The following is a 19,230-nucleotide window of genomic DNA, read 5'->3' as shown; positions in this document are numbered from 1 at the left end:
ATGAGAACGCTCGGTCGACGGAGCGCCCCCGCCGGCCGAATACGGCAAGGGCTCGGGCGGCGAGGCGGATTGAAGCTCCCACATCTTCCTGTCAGGGAAGTCGGCTTCAGGGAGACCGAGAGATTCATCGCTTCGCCCACTCCAGCGTCGGCTCTTCCTACCAATCCAAGCCGAACACCAGCTTGCCGAAATGCAGGCCGCCGGCGGCCATGTAGGTGTAGGCTTCGGTCGCCTCGTTTTGTGAAAACACCTTGTCGACGACCGGCTCGATCCGGGCGGCGCCGATGGCACAGGCGGCGTCGCGCAGGTCCGAGACCGATCCGGTGTTGTTGCCCACCACCTTCAGCGCCTTGATGATGATCGGCAGCAGATTGACCGTGGCCTCGGCGCCGGTGACGAAGCCGATGGTGAACAGCGTGCCACCGGGCGCAGTGGCGTTGACGGCGCGCGCGAAGGTGGCGGTGCCGCCGGTCTCGACGACGAGGTCGGCGCCGAGGCCATCGGTCAGTTCCAGCACCTTGCCATCCCAATCCGGTGTCGCGCGGTAGTTGATCAGGTGATCGGCGCCGAGCGCCTTGGCTCGCTCGAGCTTCTCGTCCGAGGACGACGTGATGATGACGGTGGCCCCGGCCGCCTTGGCAAGCTGCAGGGTGAAGATCGAGACGCCGCCCGTGCCGAGCAGCACGACGACCGAGCCCGGCCCGACATCGGCGGCGCGGATGGCGTTCCACGCGGTGGTGCCGGCGATCGGCAAGGTCGAGGCCGACTCGAAGGAAAGATGCGCCGGAACCGGCACGACCGAGTTGGCTGGCAGCGCGACATATTCGGCCAGCGACCCGGGCAACGAGATGCCGCGCATCTGCGTCATCTCGTGGGGACGCGGCCGGCCGCCGATCCAGCGCGGCTTGGCGTGGGCAACAACGCGGTCGCCAGTTTTGAATGTCGTCACGCCCTCGCCCAGCGCGACAATCTCGCCGGCACCGTCGGCAACGGGAACGAGCGGAAACACCGGGCCGGGATAATTGCCGCTCGCAACGGCGACATCGACGAAGTTCAGGCTCGCCGCACGCTGGCGGATCAGCACCTCGCCGCGTTGCGGTTCGGGCGTGGCGATGCTGGCGGCGCGGAAGGCGTCGAGCCTGGGTTGGCTGAGTTCGATGGCTTTCATGGTTCACTCCGTGCGTGCTCGATGGACGATTGAGCGAACCTATCTGCTGCGCTATTACTCGATAATCGTCGGACTTTGCATTTGAGTATTGCAGATCATGCAGCAATCAGTTGAGCCCTCCGCCCTTGCCGAAATGGCGGCCTTCGCGGCCGTCGCCGAGGCGTGCTCCTTCACCAGGGCGGCAGCGAGAGTCGGGCGCGACGCGACCATCCTGTCGCGCCGTCTCCAATCGCTGGAAGAGCGGCTGGGGGTGCGGCTGCTCCACCGCACCACGCGGAGCGTGTCGCTTACCGAAGCGGGCGCGGAATTCCTGTTGCGCGTGCGCGCCATCCTTGCCTCGGTCGACGAGGCCGAGGCGGCTGCATCGGCGCATGCCGCCGGCGGGCCGCGCGGCCTGCTCAAGCTGGCGCTGCCCGGGACCTTCGGGCGCATGTGGATCGGGCCGCTCTTGCCGCAATTCCTGGCGGAGTTCCCCGAGGTCCACATCGAGGCAGAGTTCTCCAACCGCTTCGCCGATCTCGTCGCCGAGAATTTCGACGTCGCCGTACGGCTGGGCAGCCTGGAGGACTCGCGCCTGGTGGCGCGCAAGGTGGCGACGCGGCGCCGGCTGCTTTGCGCCGCGCCCTCCTATCTCGCCAGAAGGGGCAGGCCGGAAACGCCGCAGGCACTGCTGGAGCACAGCTGCCTGGGCTTCTCCGGCTTCCAGACCTTTCCGGCCTGGGAGATGACCGACCGCGAGGGCCGGCGCGTGCGCATCGAGGTTTCGGGGCGGTTGGTCAGCGACGACGCCGAGGTGCTGGTCGAGGCCGCCGTGCAGGGCGTCGGCCTGATGATGAGCACCGACTGGCTGGTGGGGCGCGAGCTCGCCGACGGCCGGCTGGTGCCGATCCTGGAGGACTGGACACTTGCCGACGAGGGCGCGGTCTATGTCGTCATGCCCTCGGCCAAGGGTCAGGCCGCCAAGACCCGCGCCTTCGCCGACTGGATCGGCAAGTGCTTCGCGCCTGAGCCGCCGTGGCGAAAGTAAGGGCGAGATAGCGGGCATTCGCGCCGGCGATCGCGAACGCCGCGTTCGCAGGACAAGGTTTCTCGCCCCAGAAGGGGTAGCCAGAAGGGGACAGGCAGTTCCGGCTGCTGCGCCCTACCCTTTTGCCTCCAGCAAATTCGCATCCCGCGCCAGCCGCCAGCGGCCGTCATTCTCCTTGCGCAGCAGCGTCAGCGTATAGCCGGACCGCCGCACCGGCTCGCCGCCGGGCGGTGTCGCCGTCATATCGATGCGGTTGCGGATATAGGCCCAGTCGCCGAGCAGTTTGAGCTCGACGATCTCGCTATCACCGTCGATCTTGGTCTCGCCCATGCCCCTGGAGGCCGCGGCGAAGGCTTCCTTTCCGAAGGGCTCCTTGCCGGGAACCATGAAGACGACATCGTCCGTCATCAGACCAAGCACGGTCTCCAGATCGCCTTTCCGGCTCGCCGCCATCCAGGTCTCGACCACCTGGCGGATCGCGGTTGCGTCATCGGTCATCGCTTTACCTCCTTGCAATCGTCGGCGGTCGGATTTGTCGTCAATACCTGGTGCAATCGCCGTCGCCGGCAACGCCGCGGACGAACCCGAGCGCTATCGCGCGCGTTTTGCGACGAAGGAGGTCGCCCGGTTGCGCATGGCAGGCCTAAACTTCCGCAATGAAATCGTGACGAGGCCGGGCGGCTCGCAGATCTTGCTGGTCGACTCTTTGGCAATCTGCTGGAATTGTTCGAGCCGGCCAAGAGCACTTAAGCGAGATCCATTCAGGAGAGATTGGCCGCTCGCCGACTTTCGCCAATCTCTATATGATGCCCGCCACGGTGGGGGATCGACTATGAAAAGCGCACTGGCAATCGTCACACTTGCCCTTCTAGCCACCCCTTCCGCCCATGCCGCGCCTTGCGCCTGGTCCGCCCGGATGGAGGAGGACGAAGGCGGCAGGGTGATGACGGCTTCGGTGTGCGGCGGGCCGAAGGGCGATGCGCATCTGATGCTGGCCTGCTTCGATAAGCCGGTGCTGAGCTATGATCTCGGCGCCGCGGGCGGGCAGCTGGAGCCCGGCATCGGCGGATCCTTCACCTTCAAGGCCGGCGGCAAGAGCGTGACCAAAAAGCTCGAGCTAGAGGCGATGTACAATTACTTCACGGCAGACCTGTCCGGCCCTTCCGACCCGTTGCTGGCGCTGCTGCGGGGAAAGGGCGAGGTGACGATCTCGGCCGACAAATACGGCACGGCGAGCTTTCCGCTGAAAGGCTCAGGTGCTGCGATCGGCAAGGTGCTGGCAGAATGCGGCAAGGGTTCGGGCGGCGGGGCTGATTGACTCTGCCGACGAGGGAAGACCGGCAGCGTCAACGCCTCATTTGCCCTGGCCCTTCATGAACTGCCCGAGCAATTCCACCGGCAGCGGGAATACCACCGTGGACGAGCGCTCGCCGGCGATGTCGTGCAGGGCCTCGAAATAGCGCAGCTGCATGGCCTGCGGCTCGGCCGCAAGCATCCGGCCGGCCTCGACCAGCTTCGCCGCCGCCTGCTGCTCGCCGTCGGCGTTGATCACCTTGGCGCGGCGCAGCCGCTCGGCCTCGGCCTGCTTGGCGATGGCGCGGATCATGCTTTCATTCAGGTCGACATGCTTGATCTCGACATTGGAGACCTTGATGCCCCAGGCGTCGGTGCGCTGGTCGAGGATCTCCTGGATATCGCTGTTGAGCTTGTCGCGTTCGGCCAGCATCTCGTCGAGCTCGTGCTTGCCGAGCACCGAGCGCAACGTGGTCTGCGCCAGCTGGTTGGTCGCGGCCATGAAATCCTCGACCTGGATGATTGCCCGCTCGGCGTCGACGATGCGGAAATAGAGCACGGCATTGACCTTGACCGAGACGTTGTCGCGCGAGATGACATCCTGCGGCGGCACGTCCTGCACCACCACGCGCAGATCGACCCGCACCATCTGCTGGACGAACGGGATGAGGATGATGAGCCCAGGGCCCTTGACCCCGGTGAAGCGGCCGAGCGTGAAGACCACGCCGCGTTCATATTCCCTCAGGATGCGGATGGCGGCCGCCAAAAAAATGATCACCAGCAGCGCAATGATGAGATAGGCCACGTAACCGACCATCATTTCACTCCGTTGTTGCTCGCATCACGACGCCGCACGGTCAGCACGAGGTCGCTGACGTCGATCACCTCGACCCTGTCGCCGGGTACGACGGGTTCGTCGGCCCTCGCCCGCCAACGTTCGCCCAAGGCCAGCACATGGCCCTCGCCGCCCTGCCAGTCGATGATCTCGACGGGCAGGCCGCGCATCGCCTCGCCGCCGACGCGCGGCGGGTTCCTGCGCGCCGTCCAGACATAGGTTCCGGTGAGCAGCGCCAGTCCGAGCGTCAGCACGGCGGCGGGGCCGATGACCGCCCACGACATGGCAAAGCCCGGCCCTTCGATCCTGAGCAGCATGGCCGAGCCGAGCAGGAAAGCGGCGACGCCGCCCAACCCCAGCACCACGGTGGGGTTGAAGGCCTCGATGATCAGGAAGGCGATGCCTAGCAGCATCAGCGCCAGGCCGGTATAGTTGATCGGCAAGAGGTTGAGCGCATAGAGCCCGAGCACCAGGCAGATGGTGCCGATGACGCCGGGCGCCACGGCGCCCGGGCTGGTGAACTCGAAGACGAGGCCATAGACGCCGACCAGCATCAGGATGACGGCGGTGTTCGGGTCGGTGATGACGGAGAGCAGCCGTATGAACCAGCCAGGCTCCAGCGTCTCGACCGGCAGCCCTTCCGTCGCCAGCACTTTCTTGGCGCTGGCGACATCGACGGTGCGCCCGTCGGCAAGCTGCAGCAACTCGGTAGTGTCGCGGGCGACGAAGTCGATGACATGCTCCTGCAGGGCGGCGTTGGCCGACAAGCTCGCTGCCTCGCGCACCGCCTTCTCGCCCCAGTCGCCGTTGCGGCCGCGCATCTCGGCAAGCGAGCGGATGAGCGCGACCGCGTCATTGGTCACCTTGGCCATCATCTCGTCGCCGGGCGGCTCGGCGACACCCTTCTGGTTCTTGTCCTTGTCGCCGCCCGGCAGCGACGGCAGCCCGCCCATCTCGACCGGCGTCGCCGCGCCCAGATTGGTGCCCGGCGCCATCGCCGCGACATGGGTTGCGTAAAGAATGTAGGTGCCGGCGCTCGCCGCATGGCCGCCGGCCGGCGCGACGTAGCCGATGACGGGCACGGGCGAGGCCAGGATGTCGGCGATCATTTCGCGCATCGAGGTGACCAGGCCACCCGGCGTGTCGAGCTGAAGGACGAGCACTTCGGCGTTGCGTTGAGCAGCAGTATCGAGCGCCTCCTCGAGCTGCCTGGTGCTGGCCGGCCCGATAGCGCCGTCAATGGCAACGCTCAACGCGACCTTCCCGCTCCCGGTCGAGGAGAAGGAAGAAACGGCGGCCGCGGCCAGGAGGGCAACGGCGAAAAGGGCCACCCGCGCGAAGGTCACGCTCGAAGCTCCATGAGCTCAAATATGGGTTGTGCCGTGGCGAAGTCCAATGGGCGTCGAAGGGCGCCTGCGCCAACCGTCGGCGGCTGCGGTTGGGCGCCATGCTTCAGGCCAGCGCGCTGAAAGCGCTGCGCAGCGGAATCGGTCCTGAAGAGACAAATCGGAAAAAAGCGCTCCCGGCCCGTGTCTGATCGCACGAGCCGGGGCGCGGGGCGTCAATAGTCGGAGCCGCCCTCGACGACGACCCGACGATGATGGTGCCGGTGGATCGAACTCGTGACGACCACGTCCTGACGACGGTGATGGCGATAACGCCAGCTACGCTTGCCATTGTCATAGAAGGCGACCGTGCCGTGATGGCGGTGATGCAAGCGATGGCCCTCGTCATTGATGATGATGGCGGGGCGGTGATGATAATGATGCCTGTGATGCGTCCTGATGACGACATCGGCCTCGGCCGCCGAAGCGACGGCGGGTGCGGCGACGCAGAGCGCCAGGGCAGCAAGAAGCACTGTTTTCATTGCTTTATTCCTGATTCCTGAATCATCCCTTCGGCTGGGTAAACCGCTGCCTGTCGCTTTGGTTCCGGGGAGGACGACATGCGCCATCCGCTCCGGCGCGCGGTCGAGATCGGGTGGGAGGATGGGCCGGCGCCGCAGTGGGCGGGGGGTTCGTTGGGATAGCTGAGGCACCGGCCGAAGGCGGAATGGGCACCGCCGCGTGTCAGAATATGCTCCCCGTGCGGTGACGAAATTGCGCGATCGCGGAAGGGACGGCGTGGCGCCGAAGCTGCCGCTCTCCCCAGATTACGCGATCCGCCCTCTCCGCCCAGCCACCGCTATCGCGACCGCCAACGCCACCAACCCCGTGGCCGCCGCGAAGGTGAACCCCATGCCGCCGGCGACCGCTGCCGGCGCTGCCGTCGCGACATCCTTGGTGCCCACGGCGAAGGCGAACACCGCGCCCATCACCGCCGTGCCGGTAACAAGGCCGAGATTGCGCGACAGGCTCAGCATGCCCGACACCACGCCGCGCTCGGAGCTGTCGACGTCGGCCATGACGGCGGTGTTGTTGGCCGCCTGGAAGAGTTGGTAGCCGGGCGTCAGCAGGATGATCGCCGTCACGTAGCCGACGACACCGAAGACGCCCGGCAGCACAGCGAGCGCGATGCAGCCGGCGACCATCAGCACCAGCCCGGCCATGACCATTGCGGCAGCGCCGAGGCGGTCGACGACACGTCCGGCAATGATGCCGCAGAACGCCGAGACCACGGGCCCGATCGACATCACGGCTCCGGTCGCAGCGTCGCCGAGGCTCAGCGCACGCGACAGGAAAAACGGGCCGACGACCAGCGTGGCCATCATCACCGTCGAGACCAGCGCGTTCATGGCGAGGCTCGGCGCCAGCACCGGGTCGCGCAACAGCGCGAGCTTGACCAGCGGCGACGCCACCTTGGCCTCGGCGACGACGAACAGCGCCGCGCCAACAATTGCCCCGCCGAGCAGCGCTATGTTCAGACCACCGAAATGACCGCGCCCCATGGTCATGGCCAGCGCGTAGGCGGCAAGCGTGGCGGCAAGCAGCAGCGTCCCCAGCATATCGAAACGCGCGGCTCCCTTCGCCTCTGCGCGGTCGATGCCCGCCCCTTTGTCGCCCGGTAAAAAGCGCCAGACGGCCAGCAGCGCGACGGCGCCGAGCGCGGCGTTGACGAGGAAGATCGAGCGCCAGCCGAGAGCTGCGATCAGCACACCGCCGAGCGAGGGGCCAAGCGCGGTGCCGATCGCCGACATGGTGCCGAGCAAGCCCATGGCGCTGCCGGTGCGTTGCTTCGGCACCGTCTCGCCGACGAGGGCTATCGTGAGCGCCATCATCACCGCGGCGCCCAGGCCTTGCACGGCGCGGGCTGCGATCAGCATCGCCAGCGACGGCGCGAGCGCGGCGGCAAACGAAGCGGCGCTGAAAAGCGTCAGGCCGGCGATCAGCAGCAGCCGGCGGCCGACGACATCGCCGAGACGCCCGACGCTGACGATCAGCGCCGTGATGGCGAGCAGATAGGCAAGCACCACCCACTGCACTGCCGGAAAGGACGCGGCGAAGGCCGCGCTCAACGTCGGCAGCGCGACATTGGCGATGCTGGTGCCGAGCGAGGAGACGAGCATGGCAAGCGACAGGCCGGCCAACGCGCCCGTCGTCGAATGGCGCAGGGGCGCGCCGCGGGTTTCGGCAATGTCGGCCATGATTTCTTCTCCGTCGGTTGAACTTGCGGGGAAGATAGGCGTGCGCATGACATGGCGGAACACGCAGCGTATGCACTTGAATAGTGCATCAGACGCCATGCCGCGTTGACGAATCCGTGCTATGGTCGCGCCATGTCGCGACCCGATCTCAACCTGCTCGTCACGCTTGACGTGCTGCTTGCCGAAGGCAGCGTCGCCAAAGCCGCACGGCGCATGAAGCTCAGCCCTTCGGCAATGAGCCGGACCCTGGCGAGGCTGCGCGAGGCGACCGGTGACCCGCTTCTGGTGCGTGCCGGGCGCGGCCTGGTGCCGACGCCGCGCGCTGTCGAGCTCGGCGGGCAGGTCGGGCGGCTGGTGAAGGAGGCGGAAGCGGTGCTGCGGCCTGCCGAGCGGCTCGACCTCGCGCGGCTTGGCCGCAGCTTCACGCTGCGAAACAGCGATGGTTTCGTCGAGAATTTCGGCCCGGCGCTGCTCGCCCGCGTGGCTGGGGAAGCGCCGGGCGTGCAACTGCGTTTCGTGCCCAAGCCCGACAAGGACAGCGGCCCGATGCGCGAGGGCGCGGTCGATCTGGAGACCGGCGTGGTGGGCGGTTCGACCGGGCCGGAGGTGCGCGCGCAGGCGCTGTTCCGCGACCGCTTTGTCGGCGTCGCGCGGGCCGGCCATCCTTTGTGCGAAGGCCGGATCACCGCCGCGCGCTTCGCCGCCGGCCGGCACATATTGATCTCGCGCCGCGGCCTCGACCGCGGCCCGGTGGATGACGCCCTGGAGCTCGCCGGGCTGACGCGGACCGTCGCGACCGTGGTCGGCGGCTTCGCCGAGGCGCTGGCGCTGGCGCGTGGCTCCGACCTCATCGCCACGGTGCCGGAACGCTATACCGGAACGCTGCGCGAGGGCCTGTTCACCTTCACGCTGCCGGTGAAGCTCGCCGCGCTGACGGTCTCGCTCTTGTGGCACCCGAGGCTCGACGCCGATCCGGCACATCGCTGGCTGCGCGGGCTGGTGAAAGAGGTGTGCCGCCTTCCCTCTCCGCCGTTTCGCGAGGGCGAGGAGCCCATGCCCTGATACGCCGCGGCACCGCGGAACCAACCGCGCGTTGCAGGCAATGCCTTTATCATATTAGCTTATACTAATATATACTGTCTACGCAGGACTTACCGTATCTCTCATGGAACCCGCGGCATAGTCAGCGCGTTGCCGGGCGCGTGAAATAGCCGGAGGCTCACTTGAGCGAATTCAGGAAGTTCGCCTGCCCCCGGTGTCTGGGCGCCGGCAGGGGTGTTCGAGTGCGAGAAACAGGTGGCGTCGAACGGCGCATGTTGTCCCTCTGGCGCGTTCCGCGACAATTGCCCTGGACAACGGGGTTCCTGCCAGGCCTGCAACGGAACCGGCCTGCGCGGCGGCGCGCCCTCTTCGATAGAGGAGTAAACCCGGCAGGCTTCGCTTTTGCTACACTTGGGAGTCTTGCCTTTCATTCGTAACTTCTAATATAATGCCTAAGGACGAGAGCGGAGCGGCGGGCGCCCCGCATGACAATCTATCGTGTCGAGGAAATGGACGGCGAAGCCGTCGTCGCGGTCCATTCGGCCGCAGCAAAGACGCCCTTCGAGGCGGCTGAGAAGGCGCTTGGCCAGAAAGTCACTTTGCGCGCCGGCGCCGACAGATGGGTCCGCGTCGTCGATCTCACCGAGCGGCCGAAACCGGTCAGGCTCAGGCCCACGACATTCGAATTCAAGGCTATAGGCCAAAGGAAATAGCGCGCTCCATTTTGCACTGGCGCCAGTGTGCACGAAGGGCGGCGAAGTCGCCGAGCAAACCGCCACGCACTTTTCCTGGCTTTAAGTGTTGGCGCCGCCCATCAGCGCGGCGACCAGGGTCGCCAGGAACACGAGCAGCCCCAAAGCGACCCGGTCCAGCCATGACCGCCGTCTGGCAAGAACCTCGAACAACCGTTTGGCCATCGCAACTTCCCCCATTCGGCGACACTCTATCACGTCTTTCATGAGCGGGTCATGAAACGGCTCACAGATAGATTCGATGCCGCTTTCAAGCGGAATCCCGTCGTCGCCGGGCATCAATGCTGTACTGCCGAATTGCACCCAAAAAAAGTCGGGGTCGAAGCGATATGCCGGCCGGCGAAAAATCAGCCTATTCAAGCGGATAGGATATGTGCGGGGCTGCTTGGTGGATGTCTGAAAAGCCCGGAATTCCGCCATTTCGTGGCTTTCGCCGTGTCCCCGGCACGGCTGCAAAGCGTGCTTCGAGGACGAAAAGGCGGCTAAAAAGACGCTTCCGGGCCGCTGTCCGGCGGCGTTGACAGGGCACCGCGCCAATGGCACTCGGCAACCACTGGTCACGCCATGACCGTTGCTGTTGGGGACGGACGGGGTTTCAGCAGCTTGGCGGCGGCGCCGGACGGGCGGGCACCTTCGAGGTGTACCGCCCGCTCCTGGCCAGCCTCAATTTTCAAGCCGGATGTCGCGGGACCAAGCCGGAGCGTCACCGCCTCGATTCAACGCTTGACCGACAACGGCACCACGGCTGCCAGTTCCCGGCGCCTGTCCGGAATCGGCCTCAAATATCGCCCAACCAGGCCTACCGACGGCATCGGCGCGTGATCGGATCGGATCTCAGAACGTGAAGTCCGAGGATGGCACTGCGGCCGTCACCGCCGAAAGCCTGTCACGTCTGGCAAGCGATTATTACGAGGTAGCGCCATATCTCGCCCTTGCAGGCAAGATGACCAGCTCCAGCCTGCTTGACCCGGCCGTGATCGGCGCGATAGGCGGGGCGCAGGCCATGCAATCCGCCATGACAGACGCTATCGTAAAAGACGGCAACGGAACTACGCTGAAGGACGGCGACTCCGTCACAGATCAAGGACCTCAAGGTCAAGGGCACGTCCGAGACGGTCAAGCGCGGCACGCTGGTGAAGAATATCCGCCTCAACGGCAATCCCGGCGAGATCGAATGCAACACCAAGCAGGTGAAGGGCCTTGTTCTGAAGACGAAGTTCGTGAAGAAGGCGTGAATGCGGCGCGGCCCTTGTGGGAGATCATGCGACCGGCTGCTTTATTGCGGCGGGAGCGCCGCCGGCTAGTCACCTCCGGAAGGGAGGATCTCGGCAATTCCGGTGCTGCCGCACGTCGTCGCCCTCCCTTTATGTTGCACCGCGTTAGATTTGTTGCATTGCGATATGAGCCCACAGGCGCAAGTCTTCCCCAAGGCGGGATACGAACGAGCTTGCGAGGTTCGTGTTCGTGTCAGCATCAGCGCAGGATTTCCGGCCCGACATAGAAGGGTTGCGGGCGGTGGCCGTGGCGGGCGTCATCGCCTACCATTTCGGCCTGACCGCGCTGCCCGGCGGCTTTGCCGGGGTCGACATCTTCTTCGTCATCTCGGGCTATCTGATCACCCGCCATCTGGTCACCGAGATTTCCGGCACCGGCCGGCTCGACCTTCTGCGTTTCTACGCCCGGCGCGCGCGGCGCCTGCTGCCGGCGGCGCTTTTCGTCATCGTCGCCACACTTGCCGCCGGCGCGGTCATCCTGTCGCCGGAAGAACAGGCGCTCTATTCCAAGGGCGCCATGTTCGCCTCGGCCTATATGATCAATCTGTGGCTGATCCGCTGGTCGTTCGACTATTTCGCCAAAGACGCCGCGAGCAATCCGTTCATCCATTACTGGTCGCTGTCGGTCGAGGAACAATTCTACCTCGCCTGGCCGGCGCTGCTGATGCTGGCCGCCTGGCTGAAGCCGGGCAAACGCTCGATCATCATTGCAATCGCCGCGGCCGGCCTCGTCTCCTTTGTCCTCTGCGCCTGGCTGACGATCGTATCGCCACCCTGGGCGTTCTACTTTTCGCCGCTGCGCGCATGGGAATTTGCCGCCGGCGGCCTCGCATCGATGGTGCCGGCGCGGCTGTTGCAGGAGCGTCCGCGGCTGGGGCGGGCGTTGAGCCTGGCCGGACTGGCGATGATCGGGGCCGCTTATCTCACCTTCAGCGAGGACGCTCCCTTCCCCGGCTTTCTGGCGCTTCTGCCGGTGGCCGGCACAGTCCTTCTGCTCAAGGCGGGAGCGGCCGGCGTCAGGGACGGCACTCCTCGTTTGCGCAATTCCGAACGGAACTGCGTGAACGCCGCCCTGGCGCTGCCGCCTTTGCAATGGATCGGCAGGCTCTCCTATTCGCTCTATCTCTGGCATTGGCCGGTCATCGTCTATGCGGGCATGCTGGCGCCGGAGCTGACGCCTGCCGAGCGGCTCTATTGCCTTGCGCTGACACTCGCGTTGTCCATCCTCAGCTACCACCTCATCGAGAACCCGATCCGTCGCAGCGGCTGGCTGATGGCCAATGCGGCGCGGGCGCTGGTGCCGGCCCTCCTCCTGACCGGCACCGGCGTCGCAGCCGCCTACGGCAATGCCAGGCTCGCCGCGCATGATCTCGACCCGCGGCAGCGCATCATCGCCGCGAGCGCCGCCGAACCCTCCACGGCCCGCGCCAAAGCAGGCTGCGTGCTGGACTACGAGACGGTCACGCCGATCCCTTGTGTGTTCGGCGACGGCGGGCGCACCATAGCCCTGTTCGGCGACTCCCACGCCGACCACTGGTCGACGCCGCTGATCGAGGCGGGCCGGAAAAACGGCTACCGGGTGATGACCTGGCTGAAAAACTCCTGCCGCGCCTCGCGCATCAGCGTCTGGTCGTCCGAGCTGAAGCGCGCCTACGCAGAATGCGACCGCTGGCGCGAGCAGGCGATCAAGGAGATCATCCGCGCAAAGCCAGCGCTGGTGGTCATATCGGAACTGGCGCTGAGCAGCGGGCGCAAGATGGCGGGGCGCGACGGCGACATGGACAGTCAGGACGCCGACTGGCGGGCCGGCCTGCGCTCCACGCTCACCAGTCTGAGCCAAGCCGGCCTCAAGGTCGCCTTCATCCGCGACGTGCCATTCAACAACGCGAATGTCGACACCTGCGTGGCGCGGGCGCTTTGGCGGAACGAAACGCCCTCGCGCTGCGACCAGACGCGGGCCTATGCCGCCAACGACAAGATGGCGGCGGTGGAGCGCGATATTGTCGACAGCATCCCCAACGCTGCTTACGTCGACCTCACCGACCGCTTCTGCAGCGCCACCATTTGCCACGTCTTCATCGACGGCAAGCTCGCCTTCCGCGACCGGCACCATATGGCGACACCCTTCGCGAAATCGCTGGAGCCGGACGTGGAGAAGAGGGTGATTTCCAAGGTGGGAAGGTGATGCTGCCAATCTCCCCCTTGTGGGCTACGGCATGCACACATTTCCAAGCGGCTGGCCTTTGGCGATAGCGTGCATGGCAGCTTGGCGCATGCATTGTCCTATGTAGCGCTGGTCGACCCCCACTCCGTCTCGGCTTCGCCGAGCCACCTTTCCCCCGATCGACGGGGGGTAGAGGAAAGGCGCCAAGCTTTTGCCGTCAACGTCCGTCCAGCAACGCTCCCTTCCTTTCCCTCCGGAGGGGGGAAAGGTGGCGCTGCGAAGCAGCGACGGATTGGGGGAACCACCTGGCAATCAAGCTTCGGCCTGATCAGTCACGCCAGTCACAGAGGTTGTGTGCGTAGCGTAGTCGTTGTGGGGAGAGATCAGCAGCTCATGCCCCCCTCACCCCACCACAACGACAAAATGCTTCGTCACCGGCTCGAGGATCTTCCACGTCCCTTTGAAATCGGCTTCGACCACGAAAGCATCGCCAGGGCCGACCTCGACCGGCTCGCCGCCGTCGGGCGTGATGATGATGCGGCCGGCGATCATGTGGACGAATTCATAATCGGTGTAGGTGGCGTGATAGGTGCCGGGCGAAGCGCGCCAGGTGCCGGACATCACCTTGCCGTCCCCGGTGGTGTGCTGCACGGCCGTCTGCATGGTCGGCCTACCCTCCACGACGATCCAGCCCGGCAGGTCGCCGGCCTCGGCATGCTCGACGGCGCCGAATTTGAGAATGGTCTGCTTGGTCATGGGAGCTCCTGCGGTTGAGATTTACGTCAGGTGTGGCATAGCCGATGGCGCCAAGGTGCGCGAGTGATGCTGCGACATCGCGCGACGCGCTATTCCTGCTGGTCCGTGCGCCCTTGCGGGGGAGCGAGCGTTTTCCCGCATTTGCGAACGGGCTCGTCCCCGAGACAGGGGCCGCGCATTTTCCTCGGAACACCGGCCCCGTCGAAACCGTTTATCTCTCGAAGGGGCGTCCTGCAACTCAAGGAGGCAGCGATGAAAAAGCTTCTGCTTGCTTCGATGATCGCCATCGCCTCGGCGTTCGCGATCGCGCCGGCCAGCGCCGGCAGCGTGCAACTCGGTATCGGCGTCGGTCCAGGCTATGACGACGACTATTATGGCGGATACTACCCTCACCGCTATTACCGGCATGTCTACGATGATGACGACTACTATGTCCCGGATCGTGAACGTTATGTGGTCCGCTATCATAGCCGGTATTATGGCGATAATTGCCGGGTCAGAATCGTGAAGCACTGGCGCCATCACCACCGCGTCATCGAAAAAATCCGCATCTGCGAGCGCTGACCGAGCGGTGCCCATGATTGGCTGATCTCCTACTCGCGAGGGAGATGGCCGCCCGCCCATCCCTGGGATGGGCGGGCGAATATTAGCGATTTGGAACATAACCTGCCTCCGGCGCGTTTATGGGGTGATCAACTCCAGGGAGGAGGTAGTCATGAAAACGCTCCTGCTCGCCTCCGTTATAGCCATTGCGTCGGCATTCGCCGTGATCGGCCCGGCCAATGCCGGACGCCTAGAATTCGGGATCGGCATCGGGGACGGTTATTACGACGACTATTACAACGATTACGGGCCATATTACGGTGACGACTATTACAGTGACCCCTACATGTATCGGCCGTATTACCACCAGTATTATAGCTACAGGCCGCATTACTACCGGAATTACTATCTCCGGCATCACAGGCGCTGCCAAGTCGAATATGTGAGACACTGGCGTCATCACCACCGAGTCTACGAGGCGATCCGCGTCTGCAGGTATTGAGCCTCGCTGCAACGGCGGCTGGCCTTTTAGTTAACCGCTTTTGCGACCCATCCCTCGAGGGTGACCACGCGCTGCGAATATTAGCGATCGGGAACATACGCTTGCAGCGACCGTTTATTTGGTAATCGGCCTTCAGGAGGAGGTTGCCATGAGAAAACTCTTACTTGCTTCGGCGATTGCCGTCGCCTCCGCCGCAGCCACGGTCGCGCCTGCGGATGCACAGTTCTTCGGGCCGTTCGGCGGCTTCAGCCCGTTCTTCGGTGTCCCGTTCTACGGCGGCGGCCCGTTCTACGATTACGGCGGCCGCTATTACGGCCCGCGCTACTACGATGACTACTATCCCGGCTACGTGGTCCGCTATCCGCACTACCGGTACCATCGGTATTACAGGCACTACTACATCTATCCCCATCGGTACCACCATAGGCATCATCATCGGCACCATCACAGGCATCACCACGGGTATTATTACCGGTATTAGCGGGCCGGCGGACTGATCTCCCTCCTCGTGGGGGGAGATCGTGTCGGCGCCTTGCAAATTCCCGGCAAAATGCCATCAATTCTCCGGCATCCACGGAGAACATCCTTGACGCAGCGAAGCGGCAGCGCCGACCTGCCGCTGCATGGCGGGCGGGTCCCGAAGTGGCTGGGCGATCGGATGACGAAGCTCGGCGCAGTGCTGTGCGAGGCGATCATCCACCACTACGGCCGCGATGAGCTTTTGCGGCGTCTGGCGCATCCCTTCTGGTTCCAGTCCTTCGGCGCCGTGATGGGCATGGACTGGCATTCCTCCGGCATCACCACCTCCGTCATCGGCGCGCTGAAGCGGGGGCTCAATCCGCTCAGCAATGAGCTCGGCATCCATGTCTGCGGCGGGCGCGGCGCGCATTCGCGCAAGACGCCCGGCGAGTTGCTGGCGATCGGCGAGCGCGTCGGGCTGGACGGCGATGCCCTGGCCACCGCCAGCCGGCTCGTCGCCAAGGTGGACAGCGCCGCCGTGCAGGACGGTTACGACCTCTATCTGCACGGCTTCATCGTCACCGATGATGGGCGCTGGGTGGTGGTGCAGCAAGGCATGAATGGCGATGCTCGCCAGGCACGCCGCTACCACTGGCTGTCGGAGGGGCTCAAAAGCTTCGTCGACCAACCGCATGCGGCGATCGAAGGCGAGCGCCAGGGCGAGATCGTCAACCTGACCGACCGTCGCGCCGAGAAAGCCCGCGGCGGCCAGATCGCGCTGCTCAAGACGATGAGCCCGGAAAAGATCCTGACCGAGCTGGCCGCGCTGGAACCGCGGTCGGAGCCTGAACCGGCCGCGCAGCCGCTGCTGCCCAACCTCGTCATGCCGGCTCATCACGACGTGCGCGAAAGCGACATCGTCATGCGCCGCCTGCATGGCAACATCGCCTCGGCCATCGAAAGCGGCCCGAAGGATTTTCCTGAATTGCTGCTGGTCCCCGGCGTCGGCCCGCGCACGGTGCGGGCTCTGGCCATGGTGTCGGAAGTGGTGCACGGCGCGCCCTATCGCTTCTCCGACCCGGCGCGCTTCTCCCTCGCCCATGGCGGCAAGGACCGCCACCCCTTCCCCGTGCCGCTGAAAGTCTATGACGAGACCATCACCGTGCTGAAATCGGCGGTGGGCAAAGCCAAGCTCGGAAGAACCGAAGAGTTGGAGGCGCTGAGGCGGCTGGATGGAGAGTCCCGTCGGATGGAGCGCTACGTGACGGGGCCGAGCCTGAAGGAGATCGTCGCCGGCGAGATGGACCAGTCGCATTTGCTGGGCGGACGGAGCGTGTTCGGGTGGGAGGGGAAGCCTGAGGGTGGCGAGGAGCCAACCTCCAAAACGCACACCGGACTCCGCAAATAACGTTGAAGGTCAGCGCTGCCCCTCATTGCCCTGCCGGGCAATTTCTCCCCGTGAACTGGGAGAAAGCGACCGTCGCCGATGCCGCGCTTCTCCTTCGCCCCGTTTACGGGGAGAAGGTGCCCGAAGGGCGGATGAGGGGCAGCGCCGAGCCTCTGCAAGTTCGCGTCAGCCACCTCACATCGTGATTCACTTTGCTTTGCTAAGTGGCCGCGTCCATGCCGCCCCCCTACCCAACCTTCTTCCCCATCATCATCCCGTAGTGCACCGCCAGCAGATCCAACCCCACCTTCAGCAGCTTCACCACCACGTCGCGGCCGTCGCCGCTGCGCTCGGCGATGGCCTTCACCGACTGGCCTTCGAGGCAGATTTTTCGGGCCACTTCCGCCACTTCCCAATGGGCGAGCGCGGCGGCAGCGTGGGCATACGCCCGGCCGGCTGAGAGCACCCGGTCCGGGACGCCGCCGCCGATCCGGCCGGTATCGACGCGCTCGCTCCAGGATTGCGGCTGCAGGCCTTCGCGCTGGCTACGCTCGAAATCGTCGCGGAAGCGCTGGCCGGCTTCGCGCTGCTGGCGGGTGAACGAGGTGATGCCGGTGAGCGGATCGACATTGCGCAGGCGCACGACGCCGCCAGTGGAGGTGTAGCCGCCGTTCGACACCTCGTAGATGCGGCGCGCCTCGGCCGTACCGGTGGTCAGGCGCTGACGGCCGAAGCCGTCGGGCTTCAGCGCGAAGTCGTGACCGACGTCGCGGCGGATGCGCACCTGCTCGGCCTCGCCCTTGGGTAGCTTTGGCGGCTGGGGTTTCTTGGCGGCTTTGCGGGGCATGGTGCGGTCCTTGGGTTGGAATTCTAGAGATGTTGGCGCGAGACACCCTCATCCGGCTCGGCGCAGAGCGCCGAGCCGGATGCTCCCACAAGGGGAGAAGGGAGAGCCTGGCGCCCTCACATCACCTGCCGCGATGGCCGTGAAACCTTGCATGGTGATGGGCGCAGTAGGAGCGCGTGGCCGACGTCGGCAGACCGCAGCAGAGCATGTCCGGTCCCGGGCGCACGCCTTGCGGGTCGGCTTCGGCATCCTCGCGCAGCGCGAGATCGAGCGGTGCGCGGCAGCGGCCGAACAGGCAATCGAGAAAGCGCATGGCCGCGACATGCGGCTGGCGGCCGGGGTTCACCGGAGGCGGCGGCGCCGGGAGCTTGTAAAGATGCGCTTCGGATTTTTCGCGGGTGCCGGGGGCGAGCCAGGCGGGCGGCAGGGTGCGCGCGGGTTTGCGCGGCTTGGGATTTTTGAGCTTGGGCGGAATGCGGGCAGTGACGACATTCGCTTGCGTGACGGTTCCATCGACGGACAGGTCTGCGGGACAGCACCCCCTCTGTTCTGCCCGTCCTCCGCAGCAGCTGCGGAGGGTGGACCGGACATCTCCCCCGCAAGGGGGGAGATTGGCTGTGGCAGCGTCGGTGTCTTCCACTTGCCGCGCAAGCGCAGCCGGCTCGGAGAGCGTCACGCCTCCGGCCGCCGTCCTGCCCCGCCTGCCCGGACGATCCGGCCGGGCGTGCTTCCTCGGCCTGCCGCCGGCGCGGCCGCCTTTGGGATTGGCGAAGCCGATGGCGCTCAAACCGGCGTTGCGGTGGACGATGCCGATGATGGCGTTGCGCGAGACCGGGCTGCCGCGCAGCGCGCTGAAGCGGCCGGCGATGCGCGAGGCCGACAGCCCCTCCTTCAGCAAAGCGGCGATCTCGTCGATTTCCTTCTCGGTGTAGGCGGCTGCCATCTGCTCATTCCGTTGATTGCGAAGCGCTTGGGGCGAAGCGCCAGGCTTCAGGCCAGGCGCCAGGGTTCGGCCGCGAGGCCGTTTGGTGGTCAGGTCAGCGAAGGCGTTGAAGGTCAGGCGGCGCCGGCAGCGTTGTCTTGGCGCAATTCCGGACGGAAAACCGCTTCGCACTTTTCCTGGAATTGCTCTGGCGCCGCGCCGGTCAGTCGGAGAAGAGCGGCCTCGGCCGCAGCCCGCGTCAGGCCCGACACCGCGCGGCCCGTCTTCCGGTCGAACAGGATGACGGTGCCGTCCTCTGTGCGGATGCAGCTTATGCCCGAATTGGGGGCCGGAGCCGGGGGAGGAACGGCTCCGGCCGTTCCGGTGAACCGGGGTGCGGGCGGTTCAGCCGGATCCGGGGCAAGCGCCCCGGAATGCGCCCGGACCGGGGAGGAGGACGGTCCGGACGATTGGAATTCGACAGGCGATTCGAACGGGAAAGACGGTTCGAATTGGAAAGGCAACGCGTTCATGCCGCCTCCTTTTGCGTGGCGGCGAACGCGTCGATGCTCCGCCAGGAATCGATAAGCCCTGAGATGCTCGTCGGCGGCACCGGAATCACCGGCTGTGCGGAAATGCTTGCGGGATGTTCATTCATGCGCTAAGCGTACGTTATG

General features: G+C 65.5%; 20 protein-coding genes and 1 pseudogene. 10 read left to right on the top strand and 11 right to left on the bottom strand.

All coding sequences use genetic code 11. The features are described from left to right. Positions 1–157 precede the first annotated feature (157 nt). Positions 158–1,168: an NAD(P)-dependent alcohol dehydrogenase gene (locus tag CK219_RS19235; protein WP_095768313.1), complete on the bottom strand. Its 1,011-nt coding sequence runs from the start codon at positions 1,166–1,168 to the stop codon at positions 158–160. 97 nt (positions 1,169–1,265) lie between these two features. Between CK219_RS19235 and CK219_RS19230 the strand changes: the two genes are divergently transcribed. Beyond that, positions 1,266–2,195: a LysR family transcriptional regulator gene (locus tag CK219_RS19230; RefSeq protein ID WP_095768482.1), complete on the top strand. Its 930-nt coding sequence runs from the start codon at positions 1,266–1,268 to the stop codon at positions 2,193–2,195. A gap of 114 nt (positions 2,196–2,309) precedes the next feature. Here CK219_RS19230 and CK219_RS19225 read toward each other — a convergent pair whose 3' ends face one another. After that, positions 2,310–2,693: an SgcJ/EcaC family oxidoreductase gene (locus CK219_RS19225; protein WP_095768312.1), complete on the bottom strand. Its 384-nt coding sequence runs from the start codon at positions 2,691–2,693 to the stop codon at positions 2,310–2,312. Between the two features lie 334 nt (positions 2,694–3,027). On the opposite strand from CK219_RS19225, the gene CK219_RS19215 reads away from it, so the two are divergent. Further along, positions 3,028–3,513 (top strand): hypothetical protein, encoded by a 486-nt coding sequence (locus tag CK219_RS19215; protein ID WP_224639883.1) that lies wholly within the window; start codon positions 3,028–3,030, stop codon positions 3,511–3,513. Between the two features lie 36 nt (positions 3,514–3,549). On the opposite strand, the gene CK219_RS19210 is transcribed toward CK219_RS19215, so the two are convergent. From CK219_RS19210 to CK219_RS19195, 4 genes are all read right to left on the bottom strand, one after another. Then, positions 3,550–4,308 (bottom strand): slipin family protein, encoded by a 759-nt coding sequence (locus CK219_RS19210; protein WP_095768310.1) that lies wholly within the window; start codon positions 4,306–4,308, stop codon positions 3,550–3,552. Next, positions 4,305–5,669 (bottom strand): nodulation protein NfeD, encoded by a 1,365-nt coding sequence (locus CK219_RS19205; RefSeq protein ID WP_095768309.1) that lies wholly within the window; start codon positions 5,667–5,669, stop codon positions 4,305–4,307. The genes CK219_RS19210 and CK219_RS19205 overlap by 4 nt, the downstream gene beginning before the upstream one ends. A gap of 215 nt (positions 5,670–5,884) precedes the next feature. Beyond that, a complete protein-coding gene (locus tag CK219_RS19200; RefSeq protein ID WP_095768308.1) occupies positions 5,885–6,190 on the bottom strand; it encodes a hypothetical protein in 306 nt (101 codons plus the stop codon). Between the two features lie 285 nt (positions 6,191–6,475). Then, on the bottom strand, positions 6,476–7,906 hold the full coding sequence (locus tag CK219_RS19195) for an MFS transporter (protein WP_245340532.1): 1,431 nt from the start codon (positions 7,904–7,906) through the stop codon (positions 6,476–6,478). Between the two features lie 132 nt (positions 7,907–8,038). Between CK219_RS19195 and CK219_RS19190 the strand changes: the two genes are divergently transcribed. Continuing rightward, positions 8,039–8,968: a LysR family transcriptional regulator gene (locus CK219_RS19190; RefSeq protein ID WP_095768307.1), complete on the top strand. Its 930-nt coding sequence runs from the start codon at positions 8,039–8,041 to the stop codon at positions 8,966–8,968. Positions 8,969–9,432: 464 nt separating this feature from the next. Continuing rightward, the gene (locus CK219_RS19185) at positions 9,433–9,660 is read left to right on the top strand and encodes a hypothetical protein (protein ID WP_095768306.1); all 228 of its coding nucleotides are present in this window, start codon (positions 9,433–9,435) and stop codon (positions 9,658–9,660) included. Positions 9,661–9,741: 81 nt separating this feature from the next. Here CK219_RS19185 and CK219_RS19180 read toward each other — a convergent pair whose 3' ends face one another. Beyond that, positions 9,742–10,119, bottom strand: a complete 378-nt coding sequence (locus CK219_RS19180; protein ID WP_095768305.1) for a hypothetical protein — start codon at positions 10,117–10,119, stop codon at positions 9,742–9,744. Positions 10,120–10,714: 595 nt separating this feature from the next. Between CK219_RS19180 and CK219_RS19175 the strand changes: the two are divergent. Then, positions 10,715–10,934 (top strand): annotated as a pseudogene (locus CK219_RS19175) (alkylphosphonate utilization protein). A gap of 229 nt (positions 10,935–11,163) precedes the next feature. After that, positions 11,164–13,158, top strand: a complete 1,995-nt coding sequence (locus CK219_RS19170) for an acyltransferase family protein (RefSeq protein WP_095768480.1) — start codon at positions 11,164–11,166, stop codon at positions 13,156–13,158. A 381-nt stretch (positions 13,159–13,539) separates the two neighbouring features. Here the strand turns inward: CK219_RS19170 and CK219_RS19165 are convergent, their stop codons facing one another. Further along, entirely contained in the window at positions 13,540–13,893 is a 354-nt protein-coding gene (locus tag CK219_RS19165) for a cupin domain-containing protein (protein ID WP_095768304.1), read from the bottom strand. 252 nt (positions 13,894–14,145) lie between these two features. On the opposite strand from CK219_RS19165, the gene CK219_RS19160 reads away from it, so the two are divergent. From CK219_RS19160 to CK219_RS19145, 4 genes are all read left to right on the top strand, one after another. Beyond that, entirely contained in the window at positions 14,146–14,457 is a 312-nt protein-coding gene (locus tag CK219_RS19160; RefSeq protein WP_095768303.1) for a hypothetical protein, read from the top strand. Between the two features lie 151 nt (positions 14,458–14,608). Continuing rightward, a complete protein-coding gene (locus tag CK219_RS19155; RefSeq protein WP_095768479.1) occupies positions 14,609–14,938 on the top strand; it encodes a hypothetical protein in 330 nt (109 codons plus the stop codon). 148 nt (positions 14,939–15,086) lie between these two features. After that, the gene (locus CK219_RS19150) at positions 15,087–15,419 is read left to right on the top strand and encodes a hypothetical protein (protein ID WP_224610306.1); all 333 of its coding nucleotides are present in this window, start codon (positions 15,087–15,089) and stop codon (positions 15,417–15,419) included. Between the two features lie 105 nt (positions 15,420–15,524). Then, entirely contained in the window at positions 15,525–16,805 is a 1,281-nt protein-coding gene (locus CK219_RS19145; RefSeq protein ID WP_095768302.1) for a DUF763 domain-containing protein, read from the top strand. 226 nt (positions 16,806–17,031) lie between these two features. On the opposite strand, the gene CK219_RS19140 is transcribed toward CK219_RS19145, so the two are convergent. From CK219_RS19140 to CK219_RS31290, 3 genes are all read right to left on the bottom strand, one after another. Continuing rightward, positions 17,032–17,631, bottom strand: a complete 600-nt coding sequence (locus tag CK219_RS19140) for a DUF6456 domain-containing protein (RefSeq protein WP_095768301.1) — start codon at positions 17,629–17,631, stop codon at positions 17,032–17,034. A gap of 121 nt (positions 17,632–17,752) precedes the next feature. Then, positions 17,753–18,574, bottom strand: a complete 822-nt coding sequence (locus tag CK219_RS19135) for a GcrA cell cycle regulator (protein ID WP_095768300.1) — start codon at positions 18,572–18,574, stop codon at positions 17,753–17,755. A 113-nt stretch (positions 18,575–18,687) separates the two neighbouring features. Then, on the bottom strand, positions 18,688–19,086 hold the full coding sequence (locus tag CK219_RS31290; protein ID WP_141245380.1) for a hypothetical protein: 399 nt from the start codon (positions 19,084–19,086) through the stop codon (positions 18,688–18,690). Between the last annotated feature and the right edge of the window lie 144 nt (positions 19,087–19,230).

It is taken from the genome of Mesorhizobium sp. WSM4313 (genome assembly GCF_002294725.1).
Classification (GTDB): Bacteria; Pseudomonadota; Alphaproteobacteria; order Rhizobiales; family Rhizobiaceae; genus Mesorhizobium.
This window is presented reverse-complemented; position numbering and strand designations above follow the sequence as displayed.